Source organism: Planomonospora corallina (assembly GCF_042650625.1).
GTDB lineage: Bacteria > Actinomycetota > Actinomycetes > Streptosporangiales > Streptosporangiaceae > Planomonospora_B > Planomonospora_B corallina.
Window position 1 is genome coordinate 1 of record NZ_JBHSBM010000043.1, and the last position, 21,524, is coordinate 21,524.

Consider the following 21,524-nt stretch of genomic DNA (forward strand, 5'->3'; position numbering starts at 1 on the left):
CACCACCTGTGAGACCCCGGCGACCCACCAGATCGCCCAGGTGCAGGGGAACGGCGCCGCCAGCCCGCTCGCCGGCCAGACCGTCCGGGTCGAGGGCGTGGTGACCGCCGACTTCCAGGAGCCGAGCCAGCTCAGCGGGTTCTTCCTGCAGGACCCGACCCCGGACTCCGACCCGGCCACCTCCGAGGGCCTGTTCGCCTTCGCCCGCACCTCCTTCAAGGACGTCAAGGTCGGCGACCGCGTGCTGGTCACCGGCCGGGTCGTGGAGTACAACGGCTGGACCGAGCTGTCGCCGGTCACCGCCGTCGACGTCTGCGGCACCGCGCCGCTCACCCCGATCAGGCCGGTCAAGCTGGCCCTCCCGCGCGCCGCGGGGACGACCTACGAGCCGGTCGAGAACATGCTCGTCACCTTCCCCGAGCGGCTCACGGTCAGCGACCACTACAACCTCGGCCGCTACGGCGAGATCACCGTCTCCTCCGAGGGCCGGATCTACCAGCCGACCGACCGGCCCGGTGTGGACGCGGCCAAGGACGCGCGCCGCACCCTTCTCGTGGACGACGCCTCGGGCGTCGAGAACCCGAAGACCGTCCCGCACACCGACCCGCACGCGGTCCGGCTGGGCGACACCACGACCGGCCTCACCGGCGTGATGGGGTACGGCTTCGGCGCCTACCGCCTCCAGCCGACCAAGAAGGTCGCGTTCGAGCGCACCAACCTGCGTCTGCCCAAGCCGCTCCCGGTGGGCGGCAACGTCAAGGTGGCCAGCTTCAACACCCTCAACTGGTTCACCACCGTCGGCTCGCGCGGCGCCTCCAGCCCCGAGGAGCAGAAGCGGCAGCTGGCCAAGCTGGTCGCCGCGCTGAAGGGCCTCGACGCCGACGTCGTCGGCCTGATGGAGGTCGAGAACAACGGCCAGACCGCGCTGCAGGCGCTGGTCGACGCGCTCAACGCCGAGGTCGGCGCGGGCACCTACGCGGCGCTGGGCAACCCCAACCCCGGCACCGACGTCATCAAGGTCGCGATGATCTACAAGCCGGCCAAGGTCCAGCCCGTCGGCGCCGCCCAGAGCACGACCGACCCGATCTTCAAGCGGCCCCCGCTGGCGCAGACCTTCCGCCGGACCAAGGGCAGCCAGCCGTTCACGGTCATCGTCAACCACTACAAGTCCAAGGGCTGCGGCGATGGCGCCACGGGCGACAACGCCGACGCCGGCGACGGGCAGAGCTGCTACAACGGCGACCGCGTCCGCGAGGCACGCGCCACGCTGGCCATGATCGACAAGCTGGACCTGCCCAACCCGCTGGTCCTGGGCGACCTCAACGCCTACGGCGAGGAGGACCCGATCGACACGCTGGAGGCCGGCGGCCTGGCCAGCGTGACCAAGAAGTTCATCCCCGCGCCGCTGCGCTACAGCTATCTGTTCGAGGGCCGGGTCGGCGAGCTCGACCACGCCCTGGCCGGCGGGCAGCTGCTCAAGCGGGTCACCGGCGCCACGATCTGGCACATCAACGCCGACGAGCCGAGGATGCTGGACTACAACCAGGAGTTCAACCCGCCGGGCCTGTACGCGCCCGACGCGTTCCGCTCCTCCGACCACGACCCCGTGGTCGTCGGTCTCAACCTGCCGGGCGGCAAGGGCTGACGCCCCGCCGATCCGTCTCCAGGACCCGTCCCGCCGCTCCCGGCGGGGCGGGTCCTCCGCTGCGGGGCCGCTGCGGGGCAGCGGTTTCCCCTGCGAGGCCGGGGATGGAATGCTCTGCGGGGGTACGGGGTTATGGACGCTCGTACGGACGCAGAGAAAGAGGAGCCAGCGGTGGCGACCATCGAGGTAACCGAGAAGAACTTCAACGAGATCGCCGACCAGGGGATCGTCCTGCTGGACTTCTGGGCGGCCTGGTGCGGGCCGTGCCGGACGTTCGGCCCGATCTTCGAGAAGGCCTCGGAGAAGCACGCCGACATCACGTTCGGCAAGATCGACACCGAGGCGGAGCAGGCGCTGGCCCAGGGGTTCGACATCACCTCGATCCCCACCGTCATGGCCATCCGCGACGGCATCGTCGTCTTCGCCCAGCCCGGCGCGCTGCCCGCCCCGGCGCTGGAGGACCTGATCTCGCAGGTGCGGGCGCTCGACATGGAGGCCATCCGCGCCGAGATCGCCAGCGAGCTGGGCACGCAGAACTGACGTGCGCGCGGGTCCGGCGCGCGTGCCGGACCGTGTGCGGAAGCGGAGGGCGGCGCCGGTGAGGCGCGCCCTACGGGAGCGGCCGGCGACCGGTGGGCCCTCCCGGTACGCCGTGGGCCCGGGGGACGGCCACATGGGACGTCCCCCGGACCGCCCGGAGTCTCGTCCGGGAAATCCGAGGGACGTGCGGCCGGGTCAGGCCGAGCGGTACAGCTCCGCCACCCGGAAGGCCAGGTCCAGCGACTGGCTCCGGTTGAGGCGCGGGTCGCAGGCCGTCTCGTAGCGCAGCGCCAGGTCGTCCTCGACGATCTGGTGGGCTCCGCCCACGCACTCGGTGACGTCGTCTCCGGTGAACTCGATGTGGATGCCGCCGGGGTGCGTGCCGAGCGCGCGGTGCACCTCGAAGAAGCCGGCCACCTCGTCCAGCACGTCGTCGAGGCGGCGGGTCTTGTGGCCGCTGGGCGCCTCGAAGGTGTTGCCGTGCATCGGGTCGCAGATCCAGGCGACCTGGGCGCCGCTGGCGGTGACCTTCTCCACCAGCGCGGGCAGGTGATCGCGGATCTTCGCCGCGCCCATGCGGGTGATGAACGTCAGCCTGCCCGGCTCGTTGCCGGGGTTCAGCTTCTCGACCAGGGTGAGGGCCTCCTCGGCCGTGGTGGTCGGGCCGAGCTTCACGCCGATCGGGTTGCGGATGCTCGCGAAGAACTCCACGTGCGCGTGGTCGAGCTGGCGGGTGCGCTCGCCGATCCAGACCATGTGCGCCGACACGTCGTACGGCAGGCCGGTCCGCGAGTCGATCCGGGTGAGCGCCTGGTCGTAGTCCAGGATGAGCGCCTCGTGCGAGGAGTAGAACTCCACCGTGTGGAACTCCGCGGGGTCGGCCCCGCAGGCGTGCATGAACGCCAGGGCCTGGTCGATCTCGCGGGCGAGCTGCTCGTACCGCTTGCCGGCCGGGGATTCGGCCACGAAGTCCTGGTTCCAGGCGTGCACCTGGCGCAGGTCGGCGTAGCCGCCCTTGGTGAAGGCGCGCACCAGGTTCAGCGTCACCGCCGAGGAGTGGTAGGCGCGCAGCAGCCGCCACGGGTCGGGCCGGCGGGCCTCGGGGGTGAAGTCGAGGCCGTTGACCATGTCGCCGCGGTAGGCCGGCAGCTCCAGGCCGTCGCGGACCTCCGTGCCCTTGGAACGCGGCTTGGCGAACTGCCCGGCCATGCGGCCGATCTTCACCACCGGCACCCTGCCCGCGTAGGTGAGCACGATGGCCATCTGCAGCAGGGTCTTGAGCTTGTTGCGCACGTCGTCCGCGGTGGCCCCGGAGAACGTCTCGGCGCAGTCGCCGCCCTGGAGCACGAAGGCCTCGCCCCGCGCCACCGCCGCCAGTTGCTCCTTGAGGCTGTCGCACTCCCCGGCGAAGACCAGGGGAGGCAGCCCCTCGAGCTCGGTGACGACCTTCTTCAGTTCGTCGTGGTCGGGCCATTCGGGCTGCTGGGCGGCGGGCAGCCGTCGCCAGGAATCCAGGTTGATGCTCACGAGACGACAGGCTATTGCACCCCACCGGGAGGACCGGCCGGAATGTCCACGGATTGAGAAAGTCTTTCCCCCTGTTGAGATATCGCAGGTGTGCGGACGTGTTCGGGGAGCACGCCCAACCCCACGAAACGGCGGATCACGGCACCGGTCACCGGAAGGCGGACGAACCAGGGGAGCCGCACCGGCCGCGCGGGCCCGGACAGGACCGGGCCGATGATCCGGTTCTGGGCCGCGCGCTGGACGAGCTGGGTGACCGCCGTCGGGAAGGCGCGCCGCCGCTGCACCCGGGCCAGCAGCGACTCGGGGATCCCGCCCCCGGCCAGCAGGGGGCCGGCCAGCAGGTTGGCGGCGGCCACCGCGTCCTGCACGGCCAGGTTGATGCCGACGCCGCCGACCGGGGACATGGCGTGCGCGGCGTCCCCGATGACCAGCAGCCCGGGGCGGTGCCAGCGGCGCAGCCGGTCGACCGCCACCGAGAGCACGCTGACGTCGCCGAAACCCTCCAGCAGGCCGACACGACCGGCCAGGAACGGCAGCAGCTCGGCCACCGACCGGCGCAGCGCCTCGACGCCCCGCTCGCGCAGGGCCTCGAAACCGCCCTTGGGGATCAGGTAGGCGAGCTGCCAGTAGGTCTCACGGTTGATCGCGACCATCAGGCGGCCGGAGGAGGCGCGCAGGAACGGGCTCTCCGGGTCGGACGGCTCGCGGGGCAGCCGGAACCAGACCGCGTCCATCGGCGCGCCGTACTCGACCGGGACGAGCCCGGCGGCCCGGCGCAGGTCGGAGCGGCGGCCGTCGGCGGCCACGGTGAGCGTGGCCCGCAGCTCGTGCTCGTCCCCGCTGACGCGGTCGCGGTAGCGGAGCCCGCGCACCGCGTTCCCCTCCCGGATCACGCCGGTCACCTCGGCGTTCATGACGAGCGTGAACCACGGGTACCGCGCGGCCGCACGGGTCACGAGGTCGAGGAAGTCCCACTGCGGGACGAAGGCGATGTAGTTGTAGGGCCCTCTGAGCCGGGACAGGTCGGCGACCTGGACCTCGTCGTCGTCGGTCCGGGCCGACAGGCGGTAGGCCTTGCGGTGCGGGAGCCGGTGGAACTCCTCGGCCAGGCCGGCCTCGGCGAGGATCTGGAGGGTAGAGGGGTGGATCGTGTCCCCCCGGAAGTCGCGCAGGAAGTCGGAGTGCTTCTCCAGGAGCGTCACCGGGACGCCCGCCCGGGCGAGCAGGAAGGCGAGCATCGCCCCCGCGGGCCCGCCTCCGGCGATCACGCATGTGCTTCTACTCATAATTCATCACCCATTGAATTGTGACACGGGCCGCCGGGGAAGAGAAGAGCGGGTGGGATCCGCCGGGCGGAGCGCGCCCGCTCCCGGGGACGTCCGGCACGTCACCCCTGCCGGTGGGCGAGGGGCGTGGCGGCTCGTCCCGCGGATCAGCCCCGCGGGGGACGCGGCACCGCCCGGAGTGCGGGAGGGTGACCGTCATGACCGTTTACGAGACCGGGCGGCTGGTCGTGCGAACCTGGACCGCGGACCCGGACGAGCTCGACCGGATGACCGACATCTACACCCGCCAGGAGGTGACCCGCTGGCTGCCGCCCTTCGACGGCTTCGACGCGGCCAGGGCGGTGGAGGGCTGGCAGGCCTTCCACGAGCGGGACCCGCGCTACGGGTCCTGGGCCGTGCAGGTGCGCGCCACCGGGACGGTGGCCGGGACCGTGCTGTTCCGCCCGATCCCCGGAGGCGAGGGCGAGGTCGAGGTGGGCTGGCACCTGCATCCCGACTCCTGGGGGAACGGCTACGCCACCGAGGCCGCCCGCGGCGCGGTGGAGCGCGGCTTCGCCGCCGGCCTGGCGGAGGTGTACGCCCTGGTCATGCCCGGCAACGAGGCCTCCACGGCGGTCTGCCGCAGGCTCGGCATGGAGCACCTGGGCCGGACCCGGCGCTTCTTCGGCCTGGAGGCGGAGATGTTCCGCCTGGCCGGGGACGCGCCCTGACGTGAGACGCGTCCTGGGCGGGGACGCGCCTCAGCCCGGGACGCGTCCCGAGCGGGGACGCGCCCGGGCCCGGGACGCGTCCCGGGCCCGGAGGCGGGGGCCCCGGGCCCGGTCTCCGGCAGGCGGGTCCGCGGCGGCCCGGCCCGCGCGGCCCCCGGAACCGTCCGGCGACGGGGCGGAGAGCATCCCCCAGGCCGCGCCGGCGAGCACCACGGCGCCGCCGGCCAGCTGGAGCCATGACAGGCTCCCGCCCAGCAGCAGCCAGGTGGCGACCACCGCCACCACCGGTTCGGCCATGCTGAGCAGCGACGCGCGGGCCGGGCCGAGCGCCGCGGAGCCCACGAAGAACAGCGACATCGCCAGCACGGTCGAGAGCACGCCCACCGCCGCCGCCCAGCCCCACCCCGCCGGGGCGAAGCCGAGCTCCAGCCCGCCGGTCGTGACGCCGAGCAGCGTGAAGGAGCCCGTGGCGAACACCGCCAGGTAGGCGCTGGTGGCCGCCGGGGAGAGCGCGGCGGAGATCCGGCTGCCCACCACGACGTAGAGGGCGTAGCAGACGGCGGACCCGGCCGCCGCCAGCACCCCGAGCACGTCCAGGCCCGCCTCCGGAGGGCCCACCACGAGCGCCAGCCCGGCCAGCGAGAGCAGGACCGGCCCGAGCACCGCCAGGCCGGGGCGGACCCGCTCCGCGGCCGCCGCCAGGACGCAAACCAGCGCGGGATACAGGTAGAGGAGCAGGACGGCCAGGGCCGGCGCGATGCGCTCGACCGCGGTGAAGTACAGCAGGGACTGGGTGGCGTACATGCCCCCGCCCAGCAGCGCGAGGACGGCCAGCTGCCGTCCGGTCGGCCGCCCGAGCCCGCCGCGCGGCCCCAGCCAGGCCAGGAACACCCCCGCCGCGGCCGCGAAGCGCAGCGCGAGCAGTGTCGTCACCGACATGCCCGTGCCGTACGCGTAGGACGCGAAGACCGGCATGAGCCCGAACGCCGCCGCCGATGCCAGCGTCGCCGCGACGCCCCGCCGTACCACCACCGTCACCTCCGCCCGCGTCATTGTGCCCCACCGCCCTTCCGGCGGACGGCTCCTGAGCTGCGGGTGTGCGGGAGTGTCGGCTGAGGCGGACAGTCGGTTACACCTCGTCACAAGAGGGTAACGCTAGGGGCGAACCGTCATCGGGGGGATGAAAATGATCAAGATGCTTCACAAGATGGGCGTGAAGTCCAACATGATGTACACCGCCGGGATCGCGTCGATCGGCCTGTCGTTCGCGACCTGGTGGGCCTCGAAGAACAAGGAGGCCGCCGGCCTGGACCGCGCGGACCGCTGGGGCATCTTCGTCGGTGAGTGGGCCCCGACCTTCTTCGCCATGGGCGTCGCGCTCCGCATCGAGGAGACCCACCGCGACATCTCCCAGGGCCAGGAGCGGGAGATGCTCGACACCACGTACACCGAGGGCCGGATGCCCTCGCACGCCCGGGTCTGACCCGATCGGCGGGTGCGGGCGGGCCACCGTTTCCAGGGGGAGCGGCGGCCCGCCCGCGTGCGTCCGCCCGGCGCGTCCCCGGCGGCCCTCCGGGCAGCCGGGAGCCGGCGTCCGGTCCGCCCTCCGCCGGCCTACCCCTCGACCGGGGAGATCGTCCAGGACGCCTCCGTCTTCTCGCCCGGCCGGAGCACGATCAGGTCGGTGCCGGAGTTGAAGGCGTCCGGCGGGCAGGTCATCGGCTCGACGGCCAGCCCGGCGTGGCCGAGCCCGGTGCCGGTGCACACCTGGACCCAGGGCAGCTCCGCCGCCTGCCAGCGCACCTCGGCCCCGCCGTCCGGGCCGCTCACCCGCACCGCCACGGAGCCGTCGGCGTCCGGGACCAGGCCGGTGAAGGCGTGGTCCACGGCGGTGCCGCCGACCACGCGGGACACGGTGAAGTCGTACGGCGTGCCGGCGACGTCCTCCAGCGAGCGGGGGAGCAGCAGCTCGTCCACGAGCAGCACCCGGCGGGCGGGCACGCGCAGCTCGTACTCCTCCACCGAGTCGCCGGCCAGCAGCCACGGGTGCGGGCCGCAGCCGTACGGCGCGGCGGCCTCGCCGGTGTTCTCCGCCGTCAGCGTCGTGGTCAGCCCGGCGCCGGTGAGGGAGTAGACGACCTGCAGGGACAGGGTGAACGGGTAGCCGGGCGCCGGGGTGACGGTGTGCGCCAGCCGCAGCGAGGCCGGCGAGTCCGGGCCGCCGGGGACCGGCTCCCCGGCCGGCTCCCACAGCGCGTCCGAGACCAGGCCGTGCAGGGCGTGCCCGCGCTCCGGCTCGTTCACCGCCAGATGGTGGGTCTCGCCGCCGAAGGCGTAGCGGGCGCCGCCGACCCGGTTGGGCCAGGGGGCGAGCAGGGCGCCGCTGTAGTAGGGCGCCGGACCCTGCTCGGGCCAGCTCGTCACCAGGTCGCGCCCGTCGTGCCGGAGCACGCGCAGGGCCGCTCCCCGCTGGGTGATCTCGGCGTGGAGGGCGCCGCTGCGGAGGGTGAAGTGCCGGGACACGGAGGTTCCTTTCCGAGGGGGCCGGGAGGGAGCGGCCGCGGCGTGGGCGCGGGCCCGGCCGCTCAGGCGGACTCCCGCTCGACCAGGTGGGTGTCGAGGATCACCACGGGCTGCTCCAGGTGCTCGCCGTTGATCCGGGCGACCAGGAGGTGGGCCATCTGGCGGCCCATGGCCTCGGTGGGCTGGTGCACGCTGGTGAGACTGGGGGAGGAGTGGGCCCCGGCGGGGGAGTCGTCGAAGCCGATCACCGCGACGTCGCCGGGGATGCTCCTGCCCTGCTCGCGCAGTACCCGCATCGCGCCCAGCGCCATCGGGTCGGAGGCGGTGAAGACCGCGTCGAGGTCGGGGACGTCGGCCAGCAGCCCGCGCATGGCCGCCATGCCGCTCTCCTCGCTGAAGTCGCCGTAGGCCACGATCTCCGGGATCCCCGTGGCGAGCAGGGCGTCGCGGTAGCCCGCGAGACGGTCGACGCCCACACCCATGTCCTGTGGGCCGGCGATGGCGGCGATCCGGCGGCGCCCCTTGCCCAGCAGGTACTTCACCGCCTGCCGGGCGCCGGCGCGGTTGTCGACGTCCACGTAGCTGTAGGGGGTCAGGCCGACGGGGCGGCCGCCGATGACGGTCGGCACGCCCATCGCCTCCAGCCGCCCGGGCAGCGGGTCGGCGCCGTGCAGCGAGATCAGCAGCACGCCGTCGACGTGCTGACCGGTCAGGTAGGACTCCAGCCGCTCGTGCTCCCGCGTCGACTGGGCCATCGCCAGGATGAGCTGGAGCCCGGTCTCCGACAGCGCCGAGCCGATGCCGCGGATGGTCCCGGCGAAGTAGGGCTCGTCGAAGACCCGCAGCTCCGACTCGGAGACCACCAGCGCGACGGTGTCGGTCCGCCGGGTGACCAGCGCCCGGGCGGCCCGGTTGGGGACGTAGCCCAGCTCCCGGATCGCCTGGTGGACGGCGTCGCGGGCCTTCGCGCTCACCTTCGGTGAGCCGTTGATGACCCGCGACACCGTGCCCCGGCCGACGCCGGCCAAGGCCGCGACCGCCTCGAGAGTCGGACGACGATCGCCGTTCATGTGCTTTGCCCCCATGGGTGATGTGTCGCTCTTATTCTGCCGGACCGTTCAGGCCCCCACGCCTGATGGTCTCGGCATACCAAAGAGCGCTCTCCTTGGGAACACGCACCTGCGTCCCGTAGTCGACGTGGACCAGGCCGAAGCGCTTGCCGTACCCCCACGCCCACTCGAAGTTGTCCATCAGGGACCAGGCGAAGTACCCCGTGAGCGGGACACCGGCCTGGATCGCGGCGTGGCAGGTGCGCAGGTGGGCGGCGATGTAGTCGCGCCGCTCACCGTCGTGCACGGTGCCGTCCGCGGCCACGACGTCGTCGAAGGCCGCGCCGTTCTCGGAGATCACCAGCGGGACCGCCGGGTACTCCCGGTGCAGCCTCGTCAGGATCTCGTAGAGACCGGAGTCGTCGATCTCCCAGCCCATGGCCGTGACCGGCCGGCCGCCCTGGACGAAGGAGACGTGCTCGCTGCCGACCCAGGGGGAGCCCGAGTCGGTGGGGGCCGCCGCCGCGGACGCCGCGCCGCCGGGCTTGCCGGAGACGGTGAAGCGGCTGTAGTAGTTGATCAGCAGCATGTCCAGCGGCTGCGCGATCACCGCCAGGTCGCCCTCCCGGGCGAAGCCCGCCATCTCCCCGAGGTCCTCCAGCACGTCGGCCGGGTAGGCGCCCTTCAGCAGGGCGTCCAGGAAGAACCGGTTCTGCAGGCCGTCGATGCGCCGGGCGGCGTCCAGGTCGGCCTCGGAACCGGTCTGCGGCGAGATCGCGTAGAGGTTGACGCAGCCGCCGATCCGGGTGTCGGAGCGCTGTGCCCGCATGGCCTCCACGGCCAGGCCGTGCGCGAGCAGCAGGTGGTGGGCGGCGTACATCGCCTGGGCGGGCTCGCGCCGGCCGGGGGCGTGCTCGCCGGAGGCGTAGCCGAGGAAGGCCGCGCACCACGGCTCGTTGACCGTGCTCCAGTTGCGGACCCGGTCGCCCAGCGCGTCGTGCACGAGGGCCGCGTAGTCGGCGAAGCGCGCGGACGTCTCACGCGACGGCCAGCCGCCCGCGTCCTCCAGCGCCTGGGGCAGGTCCCAGTGGTAGAGCGTGACCCACGGGTCGATGCCCCGGGCCAGCAGTTCGTCGACCAGCCGCTTGTAGAAGTCCAGACCCTCGGCGTTGGCCGGGCCGGTGCCGTCGGGCTGGATCCGGGGCCAGGAGACGGAGAACCGGTAGGCCCCCAGGCCGAGGGAGGCCATCATCTCCACGTCATCGCGGTAGCGGTGGTAGTGGTCGATGGCCACGTCGGCGTTCTCGCCGTTGACGACCCGGCCGGGCTGCCGGACGAAGGTGTCCCAGATGGAGACGCCGCGCCCACCGGAGGTGACGGCCCCCTCGATCTGGTAGGCGGAGGTGGCCGCGCCCCAGACGAAGTCGGTCGGGAAGACCAGTTCCGGGGCCTGAATACGCGCATCTTGCGTTGTCACGCCTTGACCGCACCTTCCATGAGACCGCCGACGATCTGCCGGCCGAATGCGATGAACACGACGACGAGCGGGAGGACCGAGACCGCCGTGCCGGTGAAGAGCATGACGTAGTCGGTGCCGCGGGCCTGGTTGAGCATCGAGATCGAGGTCTGCACCACCGGGTTCTCGGGGTTCAGCACGATCGACGGCCACAGGAACTCGTTCCAGTTCTGCATGAAGGTGAGCAGGGCCAGGACCGCCATGCCGGGCCGTACGGCGGGCAGCACCACGCCGGCGTAGATGCGCATGGTGGAGGCCCCGTCGACCCGGGCCGCCTCGATGAGCTCGTCCGGCACCGCCTGGGAGGTGTACTGGGTCATCATGAAGACCCCGAACCCGTTGACCAGGAAGGGCAGGATCACCGCCTGGATCTGGCCGGTCCAGCCGAGCGTCACCATCATCTCGTAGAGCGGGACGATGCCCATCTGCTGGAGCGGGACCATCATGGTCAGCAGGATCGTGCCCAGCAGGAGCTTGCCGCCCTTGAACTTCAGCTTGGCGAAGGCGAAGCCGGCCAGGGTGGAGATGAGAACCACGGAGACGGTCACCGTGGTCGAGATGATGATCGAGTTGATCAGGCCGGTGCCGAAGTAGGCGTTCTCGTTCTCGAGCAGCCGCTGGACGTTCTCGCCGAGGTTGCCGCCGGGCAGCAGCGGCGGGGGCGTCTCGAGGACCTCGTCGTTGGTCCGCGTGGCCATGACGAACATGTAGTAGATCGGGAACGCCGAGAGCACGAGCGCGAAGGCGAGGACCACCTTCGTCAGCGGGCCCGCGTCCCAGATGCGGTTCGCCGCGGAGGCGGGGCCCCGCGAGCGCCGTCCTGCCTGGATCGCCGTCACTTTTTACCCCCGATGCGGCGGGTGAAGGAGTAGTTGATCAGGATGCCGACGAGGATCAGCGCGAACAGCATCCAGGCGGCCGCCGAGGCGTAGCCCATGTCGAAGTCACGGAACGCCTCCTTGACGATGAACATGGCCACCGTCTGGTACTGGCCGGTGGCGCCGCCGGTCATCAGCGGGCTTCCCTCGAACATCACCGGCTCGGCGAACAGGGTCAGGCCGCCGATGGTGGAGACGAAGACCACGAAGATCAGCGTCGGGCGGAGCATCGGCACGGTGATCTGCCAGAACTGCCGTGTCGCCGAGGCGCCGTCGAGGGAGGCGGCCTCGTAGAGGTCCTTGGGGATCGTCTGCATGGCGGCCAGCAGGATGATCGCGTTGTAGCCGGTCCAGCGCCAGTCGATCATGGTGGAGATGGCGAGCCACGCGCTCCAGCTCTGGTTCTGCCACTCGAGGGGCTCGGCGCCGAAGAGGCCGAGGAACCAGTTGACCATGCCGTAGTCGCGCCCGTAGAGCTGGGTGAAGACCACGGCGACCGCGACGACCGAGGTCACCATCGGAAGCAGGATGCCGAGCCGGAAGAAGAGCCGGCCCTTGATCCGCTTGTTGAGGGCGTTGGCCAGCAGCAGCGCCAGGACGAGCTGGGGGATCGTCGAGATGACGAAGATTCCGACGGTGTTGAGCACCGCGTTCCAGAAGGTCCCGTCGGCGATCAGCTCGACGTAGTTGTCGATGCCGGTGAAGGTCTTGTCTCCGGCGAGCTCCCAGTCGTGCAGGGACACCCACGCGGTGTAGACGAGCGGGAAGAGGCCGAAGAGCGCGAAGAGCAGGAAGTAGGGGGAGACGAGGAAGTAGGGGGTCGCTCGGAGGTCGAACCTGGCGAGCCCGCTGCCGCCCCGCCCCGAGCCCCGGCGCCCGGAGGACCGGCCTGGGCCGGGCTTCCGCGCCGGGGCGGGGGTGTCGATGTTCAGAGTCATCGGTCAGCCTTTCAGCGGTGGGCAGGCGACGGGCCCGGCGGCGGGGTGGCCGCCGCCGGGCCCGTACGGGTCGGGACGGGGATCAGCCCGCCGCCTTGACTCCGGCCTCGACGAACTTGGCCCAGGCCTCGCCGTAGGGGATGGAGCCCTTGTCCATGCCCTCGAGGATCTTCTCGACCGAGGTCTTCACCTGGGCGTGCTTCTCACCGAGGAAGACCGGCTGCAGGCCCGCGGTGGACTCGCCGAAGATCTTGCCGACCGGGGCGTCGTTGAAGAAGGCGTTCTTCTTCTCGGCCACCGCCGGGTCCTGCTGGGCGGGCAGGGAGCTCGGGAAGGCGTTGGCCTCCTCGAAGGCCGCGATGTGCCCCTCCTTGCCGGTGAGGTAGTTCACGACCTCGGCGGCCTCCTTGGGGTGCTTGCTCTGGGAGGTGACGGCCAGGTAGGAGCCGCCCCAGTTGCCGACGCCGCCGGGCACCGCGGCCACGTCCCAGTTGCCCTTGTTCTCCTCGCCGGCGTTGCCCTCGATCACACCGACCATCCAGGCGGGGCAGCCCATGACGGCGAAGCCGCCCTTCTTGGTCGCCGCGCTCCACTCGTTGGTGAAGGAGGCGAGCTTGGCGGTCAGGCCCGCCTCGCTGAAGGACTTCACCGTGTCGAACGCGGTCTTGACGGCCGGGTTGCTCTCGATGACGAGCTGGTTGCTCTTGTCGAAGTAGGCGACGTTGCCGTTCTTCGGCGCCTCCTGCGACAGGACCACGTTGTAGAGGGTGTTCGGGCCGTCGAGGAACTTGCTGTCCTTGACCTTCTCCTGGAACTTCTTGCCGGTCTCCATGAAGGCGTTCCAGTCGGGCCAGAGCTTGCTGACCTCCTCGCGCTCGCTCGGCAGGCCGGCCTTCTCGAACAGGTCCTTGCGGTAGCACATCGCCATGCCGCCGATGTCGGTGCCGAGGGCGAAGAGCTTGCCGTCCTTGTTGATGCCGTTCTCCCACTTGGCCGCGGGGAAGTCGGCCTTGCGGCTCTCCAGCCCGTACTGGCCGAGGTCGGCGAAGAACTGCGGACGCTGGGCCATCAGGCCCATCGCGCCCTCGTCGATGCCGACGACGTCGCCGGCGCCGCTGCCGGCCTGCAGCTTCTGCAGCAGCTGGGGCAGGTAGACGTCCTCGAAGCGGTCGGTGAGGTTCTGGTACTTGATCTGGATGTTCGGGTGCTCGGCGTTCCACTTCTCGACGGCCTTGTCGTAGCCGAAGTTCTCGCCGCCGCCGAAGGTGTGGACGGTGATGGTGACCGGCTCGGCCGCGGCCGACGTGCCGCCGCTGGTGGCGGGCTTCTCGTCGCCCGAGCCGCAGGAGGTGATCGTCAGGGCGGTGACCGCCATGACCGCAACGGCGGCGAGCTTGCCCTGCCGCTTGGTGTTCAGCATTCCGGACCCCTCTCAGGTGGTCGTCCGAATCGATGGGAGGTGCCGCCGCGGCCGGTCCCCGACAAACCGGGCCGAGGCGGGTGGGCTCTGCACCATATTTGGGAGCGCTCCCACGAAGAGTGGCCGACGGGCAACGGGAACGTCAATATGCCGAAACTCAACCGTTACAACTCGTGTTCAGAAGCAGGATGTATAGCGCTTTAAGTGTACAAACGCCCCAGAGATGCTGCTGGGAGCGCTCCCATAACGGGAGCGCTCCCACAGCACGCCGTGATCCAGGGGGAGGGCATGCGGCCGGATCCGGGGCCGTGGACCTCCGGAAGGATCACGGAGGCGGGCCCGGGCGGTGCGCCCGTCCCGTCCGTGAAGCGGACAAGCGGGCAGGGCCCGTGGAACGGGCGAGGGGGCAGGGCCCGTGGAACGGGCGAGGGGGCAGGGCCCGTGGAACGGGCGAGGGGGCAGGGCCCGTGCGGGCCGTGCCCCCTCGTGTCCGGGCGGGCCGGTCAGGCCCGGTAGACCGGGTAGCCGTACCCGACGACCTGGGACTTCGGGCGGACGCGCCGCTCGACCTTCCCGTTGCCGGTGTTGCCCTCGATCGTGGTGATCGTGCCGTCGCCGTTGTCCTTCTCGACCAGGCCGACGTGGTCGATCCCGTACAGGCTGTCGCCGCCCTTCCAGTCGAAGAAGACGAGCGCGCCGGACTTGGCGGTCCTGCCCCAGTGCCCGTTCGCCTTGAACCACTGGGCGTAGGTGACGGTGTAGGCGTCCCAGCCGAAGACGGGCCGGATGCCGGCCTGCTCGCCCACCCAGGAGACGAACATCGCGCACCAGGGGGCGTTGGCGTAGCCGCGGATGCTGCCGCCGTCGCGCTCGACGGTCTCGTCGGCGCGGTAGGAGTCCATGTACCACCGGTGGAACTTGGTGCCGCCGCCGGCGCCGTTCTCCTTCACGCCGATCTGGCGCTCCGCGATGTCGAGCACCTCGGCGGCCGAGACCTTCGGCAGTCCGTCGGCGATGACCTGCAGGGACGTCCTGGACCTGGCGGATTCCGCGGAGACCGCCCGGGAGGCCGGCCGCTCGCCCTTCCAGGCGATCGCGGCGATCGCGGCGGACAGATCCTGCCCGGTGTCCGCGTGGGCGGGAGGGCTCGCGACGGCCCCGCCGGCGAGGGTGACCGAGGCGCCGACGAGGACGTGGGTCAGGCGGCGCTTCTTCGCGGGGGAGTCCTGGCCCTCCGGGACGGAGGTCCGGCTCTTCGTGTGGGAGGGCCTGCTCCTCCCGGAGGAGATGACGCGGATCTTCGAGGGGGAGGTGCGGCGGTGCTTGCCCATACGGGGATTCGGCTCCTTGATCGACTTCCGTACCGCCTACCGGGTTAGCTGACGGGTTCGGGCCGGAAAGTGCCCTACAGCGCACGTGGCGCTGACTCACCCCAGGGGAGTGGGTCCCCGGTTCCGCGGGGTCGCGGATTCGGCGTACTTGAACCATCGGTCACCTGCACGGATGCCTGAGCCGGTGCACGGTGAAGGCCGGGCAAACGATCGGAGCGGGGTTTCATCTCTCGGCATCGGATGGGGAAAAATCCGGCAAAAGGCGGTGTAGCGGGGGAGGGGGAGGTGTCCGCATCCGGACGACCGTGTCCGGGACGACCGTGTCCGGGACGACCGCGCCCGGGACGACCGCGCCCGGGACGGCTGGGCGGGGGCGGTCGAACGGAGACGGACCCGCACGCCGCCGCCCGGTTCCAGCGGGGCCCGGTTCCGGCGCCGCCCGGTTCCGGCGGGGATCGGGGGCGTGGCCGGCTGTTCACCTCGGGTTCCCGGCGCCGTAAGACCGCCGCGTTACCGTGAGGCCGTCGTGAACGGGTCATCGCCCGGCGTGGAGCAGCACGGTCGAGACCACGCGCGGGAGCAGTGTTCGGCCGTCGCCTGGGTGGAGTCCCCGCTGCAGATGCTCGGCGTGGTGGAAGCGCACCACGCCGGGCTGCTGGGCCCCCGGACCAGGGTGGTGCCCCGGGCCGGGCTGCGCCCGCTCACCGTGACCCGCCGCGAGCTGCGCCGCCTCGGCCTGCCGGACGGGCTGGAGCTGGCCGAGCCGGAACAGGACATGCCGCGGCCAGGCCGGGGTCCGGCCTGGGTGGTGGGCGACGCCTTCTCCGGCAAGGTCCAGCTCACCTGGCTCACCGCCCTGCCCCGCCGCGTCGTGATCGTCGACGACGGGCTGGCCACGATCAGGCTCCTGGAGCTGCTCACCGGCCGGCCGGGCGTCCCGCTGCTGCGGGCCCGCGCCGCCGGCCGGCCGCTGCGCTCCGCGGCGCGGACCGCCCTGGGCGCGGCCGCCGCCCTCCGGCTGCGCGCCGCCGCCCACGCCGGCAGACTGTCGATCTTCACCGCGCTGCCCGTCCCCGCCGAACTGGCCGACGCCGTACGGCGCACCGGCGCGGAACTGGCCGGCCACGACTTCGCCTGGCTGCGCGCCCAGCCGCTGGGCGGACCCCGCCCCGCCGAGCGCACCGTCGTCCTGGGCACCTCGCTGGTCCGCAACGGGCTGATCCACCGCGAGCGCTACCTCACCTGGCTGGCCGAGCTCGGCTCATCCGGACCCGTCGCCTACTTCCCGCACCGCCGGGAGGACCCCGGCGACCTCGACCGGGTCAGGCGGCAACCCGGCGTCACCGTCTACGAGGGCGGCGGACCCGCCGAGATGACCCTGCGCGGACTGGCCGCGGAGCAGAAGGTGATCAGCCTGCCCTCCACCGCGGTCACCTCCCTGCGGGTCCTGCTGGCGGCGCGGGGCGTGGCCGTGGAGACGGTGGAGGTCCCCGACGAGTGGTGGACCGCCCGGGCCGCGCCCTCGCTCCGCTCCCACCTTTCGATGTTCGCCCACCACGACACTGGAGTGCGCGGTTGAAAGTCCTGGCCGTGGCCGACTCGGATTCCTACCTGAAGTGGGCCGCCTGCCTGCTCGGCGGCCTGCCCGGAGGCTGCACGGCGGAGCTGGCGGTGATCCGTACGCCCATCACCCCGTCACCCGCGCAGATCCGCGCGGCCGTGTCCGGCGCGGCGGCCGACCCGCCGGTGCTCTCGGCCCGCGCGCTGCGCCGCGCCGCGGAGCGGTTCCGGCCGGACGCCGTGCTGGTCGCCTGCACCGGGCCCGTGGTGGACATCCTGACCGCCGAGGTGCTCGCGGGCCTGTCCCCGCGGCCGGTGTTCGTCTCCGGGCTGCCCGGCATCTCGATTCCCGCGACCGAGAAGGCGTGGCTGTTCCGGAGCGGGTGCGACCTGTTCGTCCTGCACAGCGGGCGGGAGGTCGAGGAGTTCACGGAGATCGGCCGCAGGCTCGGCGGGGGCGGCGAGGTGGGCCTGGCCCGGCTGCCCTTCCTGCGCCCCGGCCCCGGAACCGGGATCGGGGCCGGGGCCAGGGGCGGGGCCAGGGGCGGGGGCGGGGCCGCGGACGACCCGGGCGCCGGGACCGCGGCCGGGCCGCGTAAGCGGGTGGTGTTCGCCACCCAGGCCAAGGTGCCCAGGCGGCGCGAGGAGCGCGAGCGCATCCTGCTGGCCCTGGCCGACCTGGCCGGACGCCGCCCGGACCTGGACGTGGTCGTCAAGCTCCGCGCCCTGGCAGACGAGCGCCAGACGCACAACGAGCGCCACCACTACCAGCGCCTCTGGCAGGACCTCGGCGGACGGCCCGGCGTCCTGCGCTTCGAGGGCGGCCCGATGCACGAGCACCTGGCCCGCGCGGCGGGCTTCGTCACGGTCTCCTCGACCGCCGCGCTGGAGGCCATCGCCCAGCAGGTGCCGCTGCTGGTGCTCTCCGACTTCGGGGTGAGCGCGGAGATGATCAATATCGTCTTCGAGGGCAGCGGGCTTCTCGGCACCCTGGACGACCTGGCCGAGGGGAGCTTCCGCACTCCGGACGAGAGTTGGTGCGCGGCCAACTACTTCCATGGCGGCGACCAGGAGGACTGGACGGCCCGGCTGGTATCCCTGGTCGGCCGGGCCCGCTCGGGCAGCCTCGCGCCGGCCGTCTCGCTGCTCGACGGCCCGCAGTACGCCGCCGCCCGCCGCCGCGCCCGCCTGCGGGTGGAGGTCCCGCCGAACGTGCTCCGGGCAGGCTACCGGGCCAAGCGGCGGATGCGCCGCTACCTGCGGGCGCTGGGCTGAGCGCGGCCGCGGGCCGGCGGTCCCAGGGTCCCGGGCCGGCGGCTCCCGGGTCCCGGGACGGACGGCTCCGCGGGCCCCGGGACGCAGGTTCGCGGGCCCCGGGACGGTCGGCTCCGCGGGCCCCGGACGGCCGGCCCGGCCGGGTGGCGTGGGGGCCGCCGACCGCCTCACGGGAGAGGGTGCTTAACTCGGTAGAGGTGGTCTCACCACGCCGATGACCTGGGGGAAGCCGGGATGAGGGGGTGGCGCGAAGTGTCCTCGGCGTACCCGTCGTCCTCGGTGTCCTCGGCGTACCCGTCGTCCTCGGCGTCCTCGGCGTCCTCGGCGTCCTCGGTGTTCCCTGCGCTCCGCGCCCCGCGACCGGCGGTGCTGTGCGCCGCGGGCCTGCTCGACGCCCCCGTGCCCGCCCTCGACCGGCTGGCCCGTCTGGCGGCCCGGCTGCTGGAGGCGCCCGTCGCGCTGGTGTCCCTGGCGGACGGCCGGGACCAGGTGGTCCTCGGCGCGGCGGGACCGGTCGCGCGCCCGGACGGACCGCGCAGAGCCCCGCTGCGGGGCTCCATCTGCGAACGGGTCACCGCCGCCGGCGCGCCGCTCGTCGTGACCGACGCCTGGAACGCCGCCCGGACCGGTACCTGGAACGGCACCCGGGCCGGTGCCCGGGCCGGTGGGGAGCGGCCGGTCGGGGATCCGGCGCTCTCGGGCCTCGGCGTGGGCGCCTGCGCCGCCTTCCCGTTGCGCGGGCCCGGTGGCGAGGTGCTGGGAGCGCTGTGCGCGGTCGACACCGAACCCCGCGAGTGGGACCGGAACGGGCTGGAGTCGGCCGAGGACGTCGCCGCGATGGCGGAGACGGAGATCGCCTCCCGGCTGGCCACCGGCGAGGCGCTGCTGTCGGCCCGGCGGCTGAGAGGGGTGCTCGACCGCGTCCACGACGCGTTCGTCTCCATCGACGCCACCGGAGCGGTGACGGAGTGGAACCCTGCGGCGACACGCCTGTTCGGCTGGTCGCGGGAGGAGGCCGTCGGCCGGCCGGTGAGCGAGCTGATCGTCCCGCCGCGGCTGCGGCCGGCGTACCACCGGGGCCTGCGCCGGATCCTGGAGACCGGCGGGCCGACCCTGGCCGGGAGGCGGACGGAGACGGCCGCCGTCGACCGGGACGGCCGCGAGTTCCCCGTGGAGCTGGCCGTCCAGGCCGACCTCGGGCACGGCGAACCCGTCTTCCACGCCTTCCTGCACGACATCGGCGCGCGGCGCGCGGTACGGGAGCAGCTGGAGCGCGACCGGACCTTCCTAGCCGCGCTGCTCGACGGCATCGAGGCAGGGGTGGCGGCCTGCGACGCCGACGGCCGGATCGCGCTGTTCAACCGGGCGATGCGCGAGATCCACCACGTGACCGAGCAGCCCCTGGACGCCCGGGACTGGGCCGGGACCTACCACCTGTTCGCCCCGGACGGGCACACCCTGCTGCGCCCCGAGGAGGTCCCGCTGGCGCGGGCGTTCGCGGGCGAGCAGGTGGAGGGCAGCCAGGTGGTGGTCGCCGTGCCGGGATTCCCGCCCCGCCGGTTCCTGGCCAACGGCCGGCCGATCGACACCCCCGACGGGCGCCGGCTGGGCGCGGTGGTGGTCATGCACGACATCACCGGCCGGCACCGGGCCGAGGTCATGCGCGCCGTACAGCAGGACGCGGCGGAGGCGCTGGCGGACGCGGCCACGGCCGAGGAGGCCGCGGCCGGCGTGGTCGCCGCGATCGCCGGCCGGATGGGCTGGGCCTGCGGCGAATACTGGCACGCCGACCCCGGCGGGAACGGCGTCACCCGTCTCGTCTCGTGGACCGCGCCCGGCAGGGACCTGTCGGCGTTCACCGGCGACGAACGGGTGACGTTCGGCGCCGGTGTGGGGCTGCCCGGCCTGGTGCAGGCCACCGGCCGCGACGTCTGGATCCGGGACCTGCCCTCCGACCCGCTCGGCTTCGTCCGGCGCGAGGCCGCGGCCCGGGCCGGCCTGCACACCGCCGCCGGGCTCCCGGTGCGCGGCGCACAGGGCCTGCTGGGCGTGCTGGCGTTCTTCGCCGAGCGTGTCGAGGAGCCCGGCGACGATCTGGGCACCCTGCTCGACGGGGTCTGCGCCCACCTGGGCCGCCACCTCGAACGGCGCCGCGCCGAGGAGCTCGCCCTGGCCCTGGAGACCAGCCGCCGCCACATCGACCAGATCGTCTCCCAGCTCAGCGACTTCATGTGGACCTACGAGATCACCGGCGGCGTGTTCCGCCGGGTGCACACCAGCTCGGACGCGAGCGGGATGTTCGGCGCCCCGCTCCCCGAGGGCACCGATCTGGTCGCGCTCATGTTCGAGCGGATCCATCCGGAGGACCGGGCGGCCGCGGAGGCCTACATGGATGAGCTCGTGGCCGGCCGGCCGGCAGAGACCGAGTTCCGCATCGTCGGCCTCGACGGCGTCACCCGCTGGGTCTGGCCCCGGGCCCGGCCCCGCCGCGAGGGCGGCCGCCTGTTCGTCGACGGCATCGCCACCGACGTCACCGAGCAGCACCGGCTGGCCGAGGAGCGAGAGCGCCTGCTCGCCCGCGAGCAGGCGCAGGTCGACCGCCTGCGGGACCTGGACCGCATGAAGGACGAGCTGGTGGCCGTGGTCAGCCACGAGCTGCGCTCCCCGATCGGCGCCATCCGCGGCTACGTCGAGATGCTCCTGGACGACCTGGACCCGGCCGCCGGCCGCCGGGCGCTCATCGACGTCGCCGACCGCGAGAGCGGGCACCTGCAGCGGCTCACCGACGACCTGCTCGACCTGGCCCGCTTCGACGCCGGCCGGGCCGTCATCGACCCGCGGCCCGTCCCGCTGGACCGGCTGGTGCGCACCGCCGTCGGCGACCACCGGCCCGAGGGGGAGCGCGGGCGGCTCACCCTCACCGCGGAGGCGGCCGAGCCCCTGACCGTGCACGCCGACCCGGTACGGCTCCGCCAGGTGCTGGACAACCTGCTGTCCAACGCGATCCGGTACACCCCCGAGGGAGGCGCCGTCCTCGTCACCGCGGGACGGGAGGGCGACGAGGCCGTCGTCACCGTCGCCGACACCGGCATCGGCATCCCGGCCGAGCAGTACCCGCAGCTGTTCACCCGGTTCTTCCGCGCCTCCACCGCCCGGGAGGCCGGGACCAAGGGCACCGGGCTGGGCCTGGCCATCACCAAGGCGATCGTCGAGGCCCACGGCGGCGTCATCACCGCCGCCCCCCGCGAGGGCGGCGGCACCGTCCTCACCGTCCGCCTGCCCGCCGCTCCCCCCGGGCAGGGCTGAACCAGGGCTGAACCACCCGG

At 72.9% G+C, this 21,524-nt stretch carries 17 protein-coding genes and 1 riboswitch; of the genes, 7 read left to right on the plus strand and 10 right to left on the minus strand.

Annotation, left to right across the window (positions count from 1 at the left end; translation table 11 throughout):
* Together ACFOWE_RS29230 and trxA are read left to right on the plus strand one after the other, a co-directional pair.
* Positions 1 to 1,645 (plus strand): ExeM/NucH family extracellular endonuclease (locus tag ACFOWE_RS29230; RefSeq protein WP_377293482.1); only part of this gene is annotated, 1,645 nt, incomplete at its 5' end.
* A 171-nt stretch (positions 1,646 to 1,816) separates the two neighbouring features.
* On the plus strand, positions 1,817 to 2,185 hold the full coding sequence (gene trxA / locus ACFOWE_RS29235) for a thioredoxin (RefSeq protein ID WP_377293484.1): 369 nt from the start codon (positions 1,817 to 1,819) through the stop codon (positions 2,183 to 2,185).
* A gap of 195 nt (positions 2,186 to 2,380) precedes the next feature.
* Here the strand turns inward: trxA and ACFOWE_RS29240 are convergent, their stop codons facing one another.
* Both ACFOWE_RS29240 and ACFOWE_RS29245 read right to left on the minus strand, forming a co-directional pair.
* Positions 2,381 to 3,712 carry a class II 3-deoxy-7-phosphoheptulonate synthase gene (locus ACFOWE_RS29240; RefSeq protein WP_377293486.1) on the minus strand — a complete coding sequence of 444 codons (1,332 nt, stop codon included), beginning with the start codon at positions 3,710 to 3,712 and terminating at the stop codon, positions 2,381 to 2,383.
* Between the two features lie 11 nt (positions 3,713 to 3,723).
* Positions 3,724 to 4,998, minus strand: a complete 1,275-nt coding sequence (locus ACFOWE_RS29245; protein ID WP_377293488.1) for an FAD-dependent oxidoreductase — start codon at positions 4,996 to 4,998, stop codon at positions 3,724 to 3,726.
* A gap of 197 nt (positions 4,999 to 5,195) precedes the next feature.
* On the opposite strand from ACFOWE_RS29245, the gene ACFOWE_RS29250 reads away from it, so the two are divergent.
* A complete protein-coding gene (locus ACFOWE_RS29250) occupies positions 5,196 to 5,708 on the plus strand; it encodes a GNAT family N-acetyltransferase (RefSeq protein ID WP_377293490.1) in 513 nt (170 codons plus the stop codon).
* A gap of 30 nt (positions 5,709 to 5,738) precedes the next feature.
* Here ACFOWE_RS29250 and ACFOWE_RS29255 read toward each other — a convergent pair whose 3' ends face one another.
* Positions 5,739 to 6,761, minus strand: coding sequence for a DMT family transporter (locus ACFOWE_RS29255; protein ID WP_377293492.1), 1,023 nt, complete (start codon positions 6,759 to 6,761; stop codon positions 5,739 to 5,741).
* A 133-nt stretch (positions 6,762 to 6,894) separates the two neighbouring features.
* On the opposite strand from ACFOWE_RS29255, the gene ACFOWE_RS29260 reads away from it, so the two are divergent.
* Positions 6,895 to 7,191: a hypothetical protein gene (locus tag ACFOWE_RS29260; RefSeq protein ID WP_377293494.1), complete on the plus strand. Its 297-nt coding sequence runs from the start codon at positions 6,895 to 6,897 to the stop codon at positions 7,189 to 7,191.
* A gap of 131 nt (positions 7,192 to 7,322) precedes the next feature.
* Here ACFOWE_RS29260 and ACFOWE_RS29265 read toward each other — a convergent pair whose 3' ends face one another.
* The 7 genes from ACFOWE_RS29265 to ACFOWE_RS29295 form a co-directional block, all read right to left on the minus strand.
* Positions 7,323 to 8,231 (minus strand): aldose 1-epimerase family protein, encoded by a 909-nt coding sequence (locus ACFOWE_RS29265; RefSeq protein WP_377293495.1) that lies wholly within the window; start codon positions 8,229 to 8,231, stop codon positions 7,323 to 7,325.
* Positions 8,232 to 8,293: 62 nt separating this feature from the next.
* Positions 8,294 to 9,301 (minus strand): LacI family DNA-binding transcriptional regulator, encoded by a 1,008-nt coding sequence (locus ACFOWE_RS29270; RefSeq protein WP_377293542.1) that lies wholly within the window; start codon positions 9,299 to 9,301, stop codon positions 8,294 to 8,296.
* Positions 9,302 to 9,332: 31 nt separating this feature from the next.
* Complete coding sequence (locus ACFOWE_RS29275) at positions 9,333 to 10,757, minus strand: GH1 family beta-glucosidase (protein WP_377293497.1); 1,425 nt, start codon at positions 10,755 to 10,757, stop codon at positions 9,333 to 9,335.
* The gene (locus ACFOWE_RS29280) at positions 10,754 to 11,635 is read right to left on the minus strand and encodes a carbohydrate ABC transporter permease (RefSeq protein ID WP_377293499.1); all 882 of its coding nucleotides are present in this window, start codon (positions 11,633 to 11,635) and stop codon (positions 10,754 to 10,756) included. Before ACFOWE_RS29280 ends, ACFOWE_RS29275 begins: the two co-directional genes overlap by 4 nt.
* The gene (locus tag ACFOWE_RS29285) at positions 11,632 to 12,612 is read right to left on the minus strand and encodes a carbohydrate ABC transporter permease (protein ID WP_377293501.1); all 981 of its coding nucleotides are present in this window, start codon (positions 12,610 to 12,612) and stop codon (positions 11,632 to 11,634) included. Before ACFOWE_RS29285 ends, ACFOWE_RS29280 begins: the two co-directional genes overlap by 4 nt.
* Positions 12,613 to 12,694: 82 nt before the next feature.
* Complete coding sequence (locus ACFOWE_RS29290; RefSeq protein ID WP_377293503.1) at positions 12,695 to 14,032, minus strand: ABC transporter substrate-binding protein; 1,338 nt, start codon at positions 14,030 to 14,032, stop codon at positions 12,695 to 12,697.
* 503 nt (positions 14,033 to 14,535) lie between these two features.
* Positions 14,536 to 15,363 carry a CHAP domain-containing protein gene (locus ACFOWE_RS29295; protein ID WP_377293504.1) on the minus strand — a complete coding sequence of 276 codons (828 nt, stop codon included), beginning with the start codon at positions 15,361 to 15,363 and terminating at the stop codon, positions 14,536 to 14,538.
* 19 nt (positions 15,364 to 15,382) lie between these two features.
* Positions 15,383 to 15,518, minus strand: a riboswitch (cyclic di-AMP (ydaO/yuaA leader).
* 371 nt (positions 15,519 to 15,889) lie between these two features.
* Here ACFOWE_RS29295 and ACFOWE_RS29300 point away from each other — a divergent pair.
* From ACFOWE_RS29300 to ACFOWE_RS29310, 3 genes are all read left to right on the plus strand, one after another.
* The gene (locus tag ACFOWE_RS29300; protein ID WP_377293505.1) at positions 15,890 to 16,942 is read left to right on the plus strand and encodes a hypothetical protein; all 1,053 of its coding nucleotides are present in this window, start codon (positions 15,890 to 15,892) and stop codon (positions 16,940 to 16,942) included.
* Positions 16,943 to 16,953: 11 nt separating this feature from the next.
* Positions 16,954 to 18,198: a DUF6716 putative glycosyltransferase gene (locus tag ACFOWE_RS29305; protein ID WP_377293506.1), complete on the plus strand. Its 1,245-nt coding sequence runs from the start codon at positions 16,954 to 16,956 to the stop codon at positions 18,196 to 18,198.
* Between the two features lie 333 nt (positions 18,199 to 18,531).
* Complete coding sequence (locus ACFOWE_RS29310; RefSeq protein WP_377293508.1) at positions 18,532 to 21,504, plus strand: PAS domain S-box protein; 2,973 nt, start codon at positions 18,532 to 18,534, stop codon at positions 21,502 to 21,504.
* Positions 21,505 to 21,524: the final 20 nt, after the last annotated feature.

Bases quoted from the DNA above. Each gene is read 5' to 3' on its own strand.
- ACFOWE_RS29245 (WP_377293488.1), bottom strand. From the start codon at position 4,998: ATGAGTAGAAGCACATGCGTGATCGCCGGAGGCGGGCCCGCGGGGGCG.
- ACFOWE_RS29250 (WP_377293490.1), top strand. From the start codon at position 5,196: ATGACCGTTTACGAGACCGGGCGGCTGGTCGTGCGAACCTGGACCGCG.
- ACFOWE_RS29255 (WP_377293492.1), bottom strand. From the start codon at position 6,761: ATGACGCGGGCGGAGGTGACGGTGGTGGTACGGCGGGGCGTCGCGGCG.
- ACFOWE_RS29260 (WP_377293494.1), top strand. From the start codon at position 6,895: ATGATCAAGATGCTTCACAAGATGGGCGTGAAGTCCAACATGATGTAC.
- ACFOWE_RS29270 (WP_377293542.1), bottom strand. From the start codon at position 9,301: ATGAACGGCGATCGTCGTCCGACTCTCGAGGCGGTCGCGGCCTTGGCC.
- ACFOWE_RS29285 (WP_377293501.1), bottom strand. From the start codon at position 12,612: ATGACTCTGAACATCGACACCCCCGCCCCGGCGCGGAAGCCCGGCCCA.
- ACFOWE_RS29290 (WP_377293503.1), bottom strand. From the start codon at position 14,032: ATGCTGAACACCAAGCGGCAGGGCAAGCTCGCCGCCGTTGCGGTCATG.
- ACFOWE_RS29295 (WP_377293504.1), bottom strand. From the start codon at position 15,363: ATGGGCAAGCACCGCCGCACCTCCCCCTCGAAGATCCGCGTCATCTCC.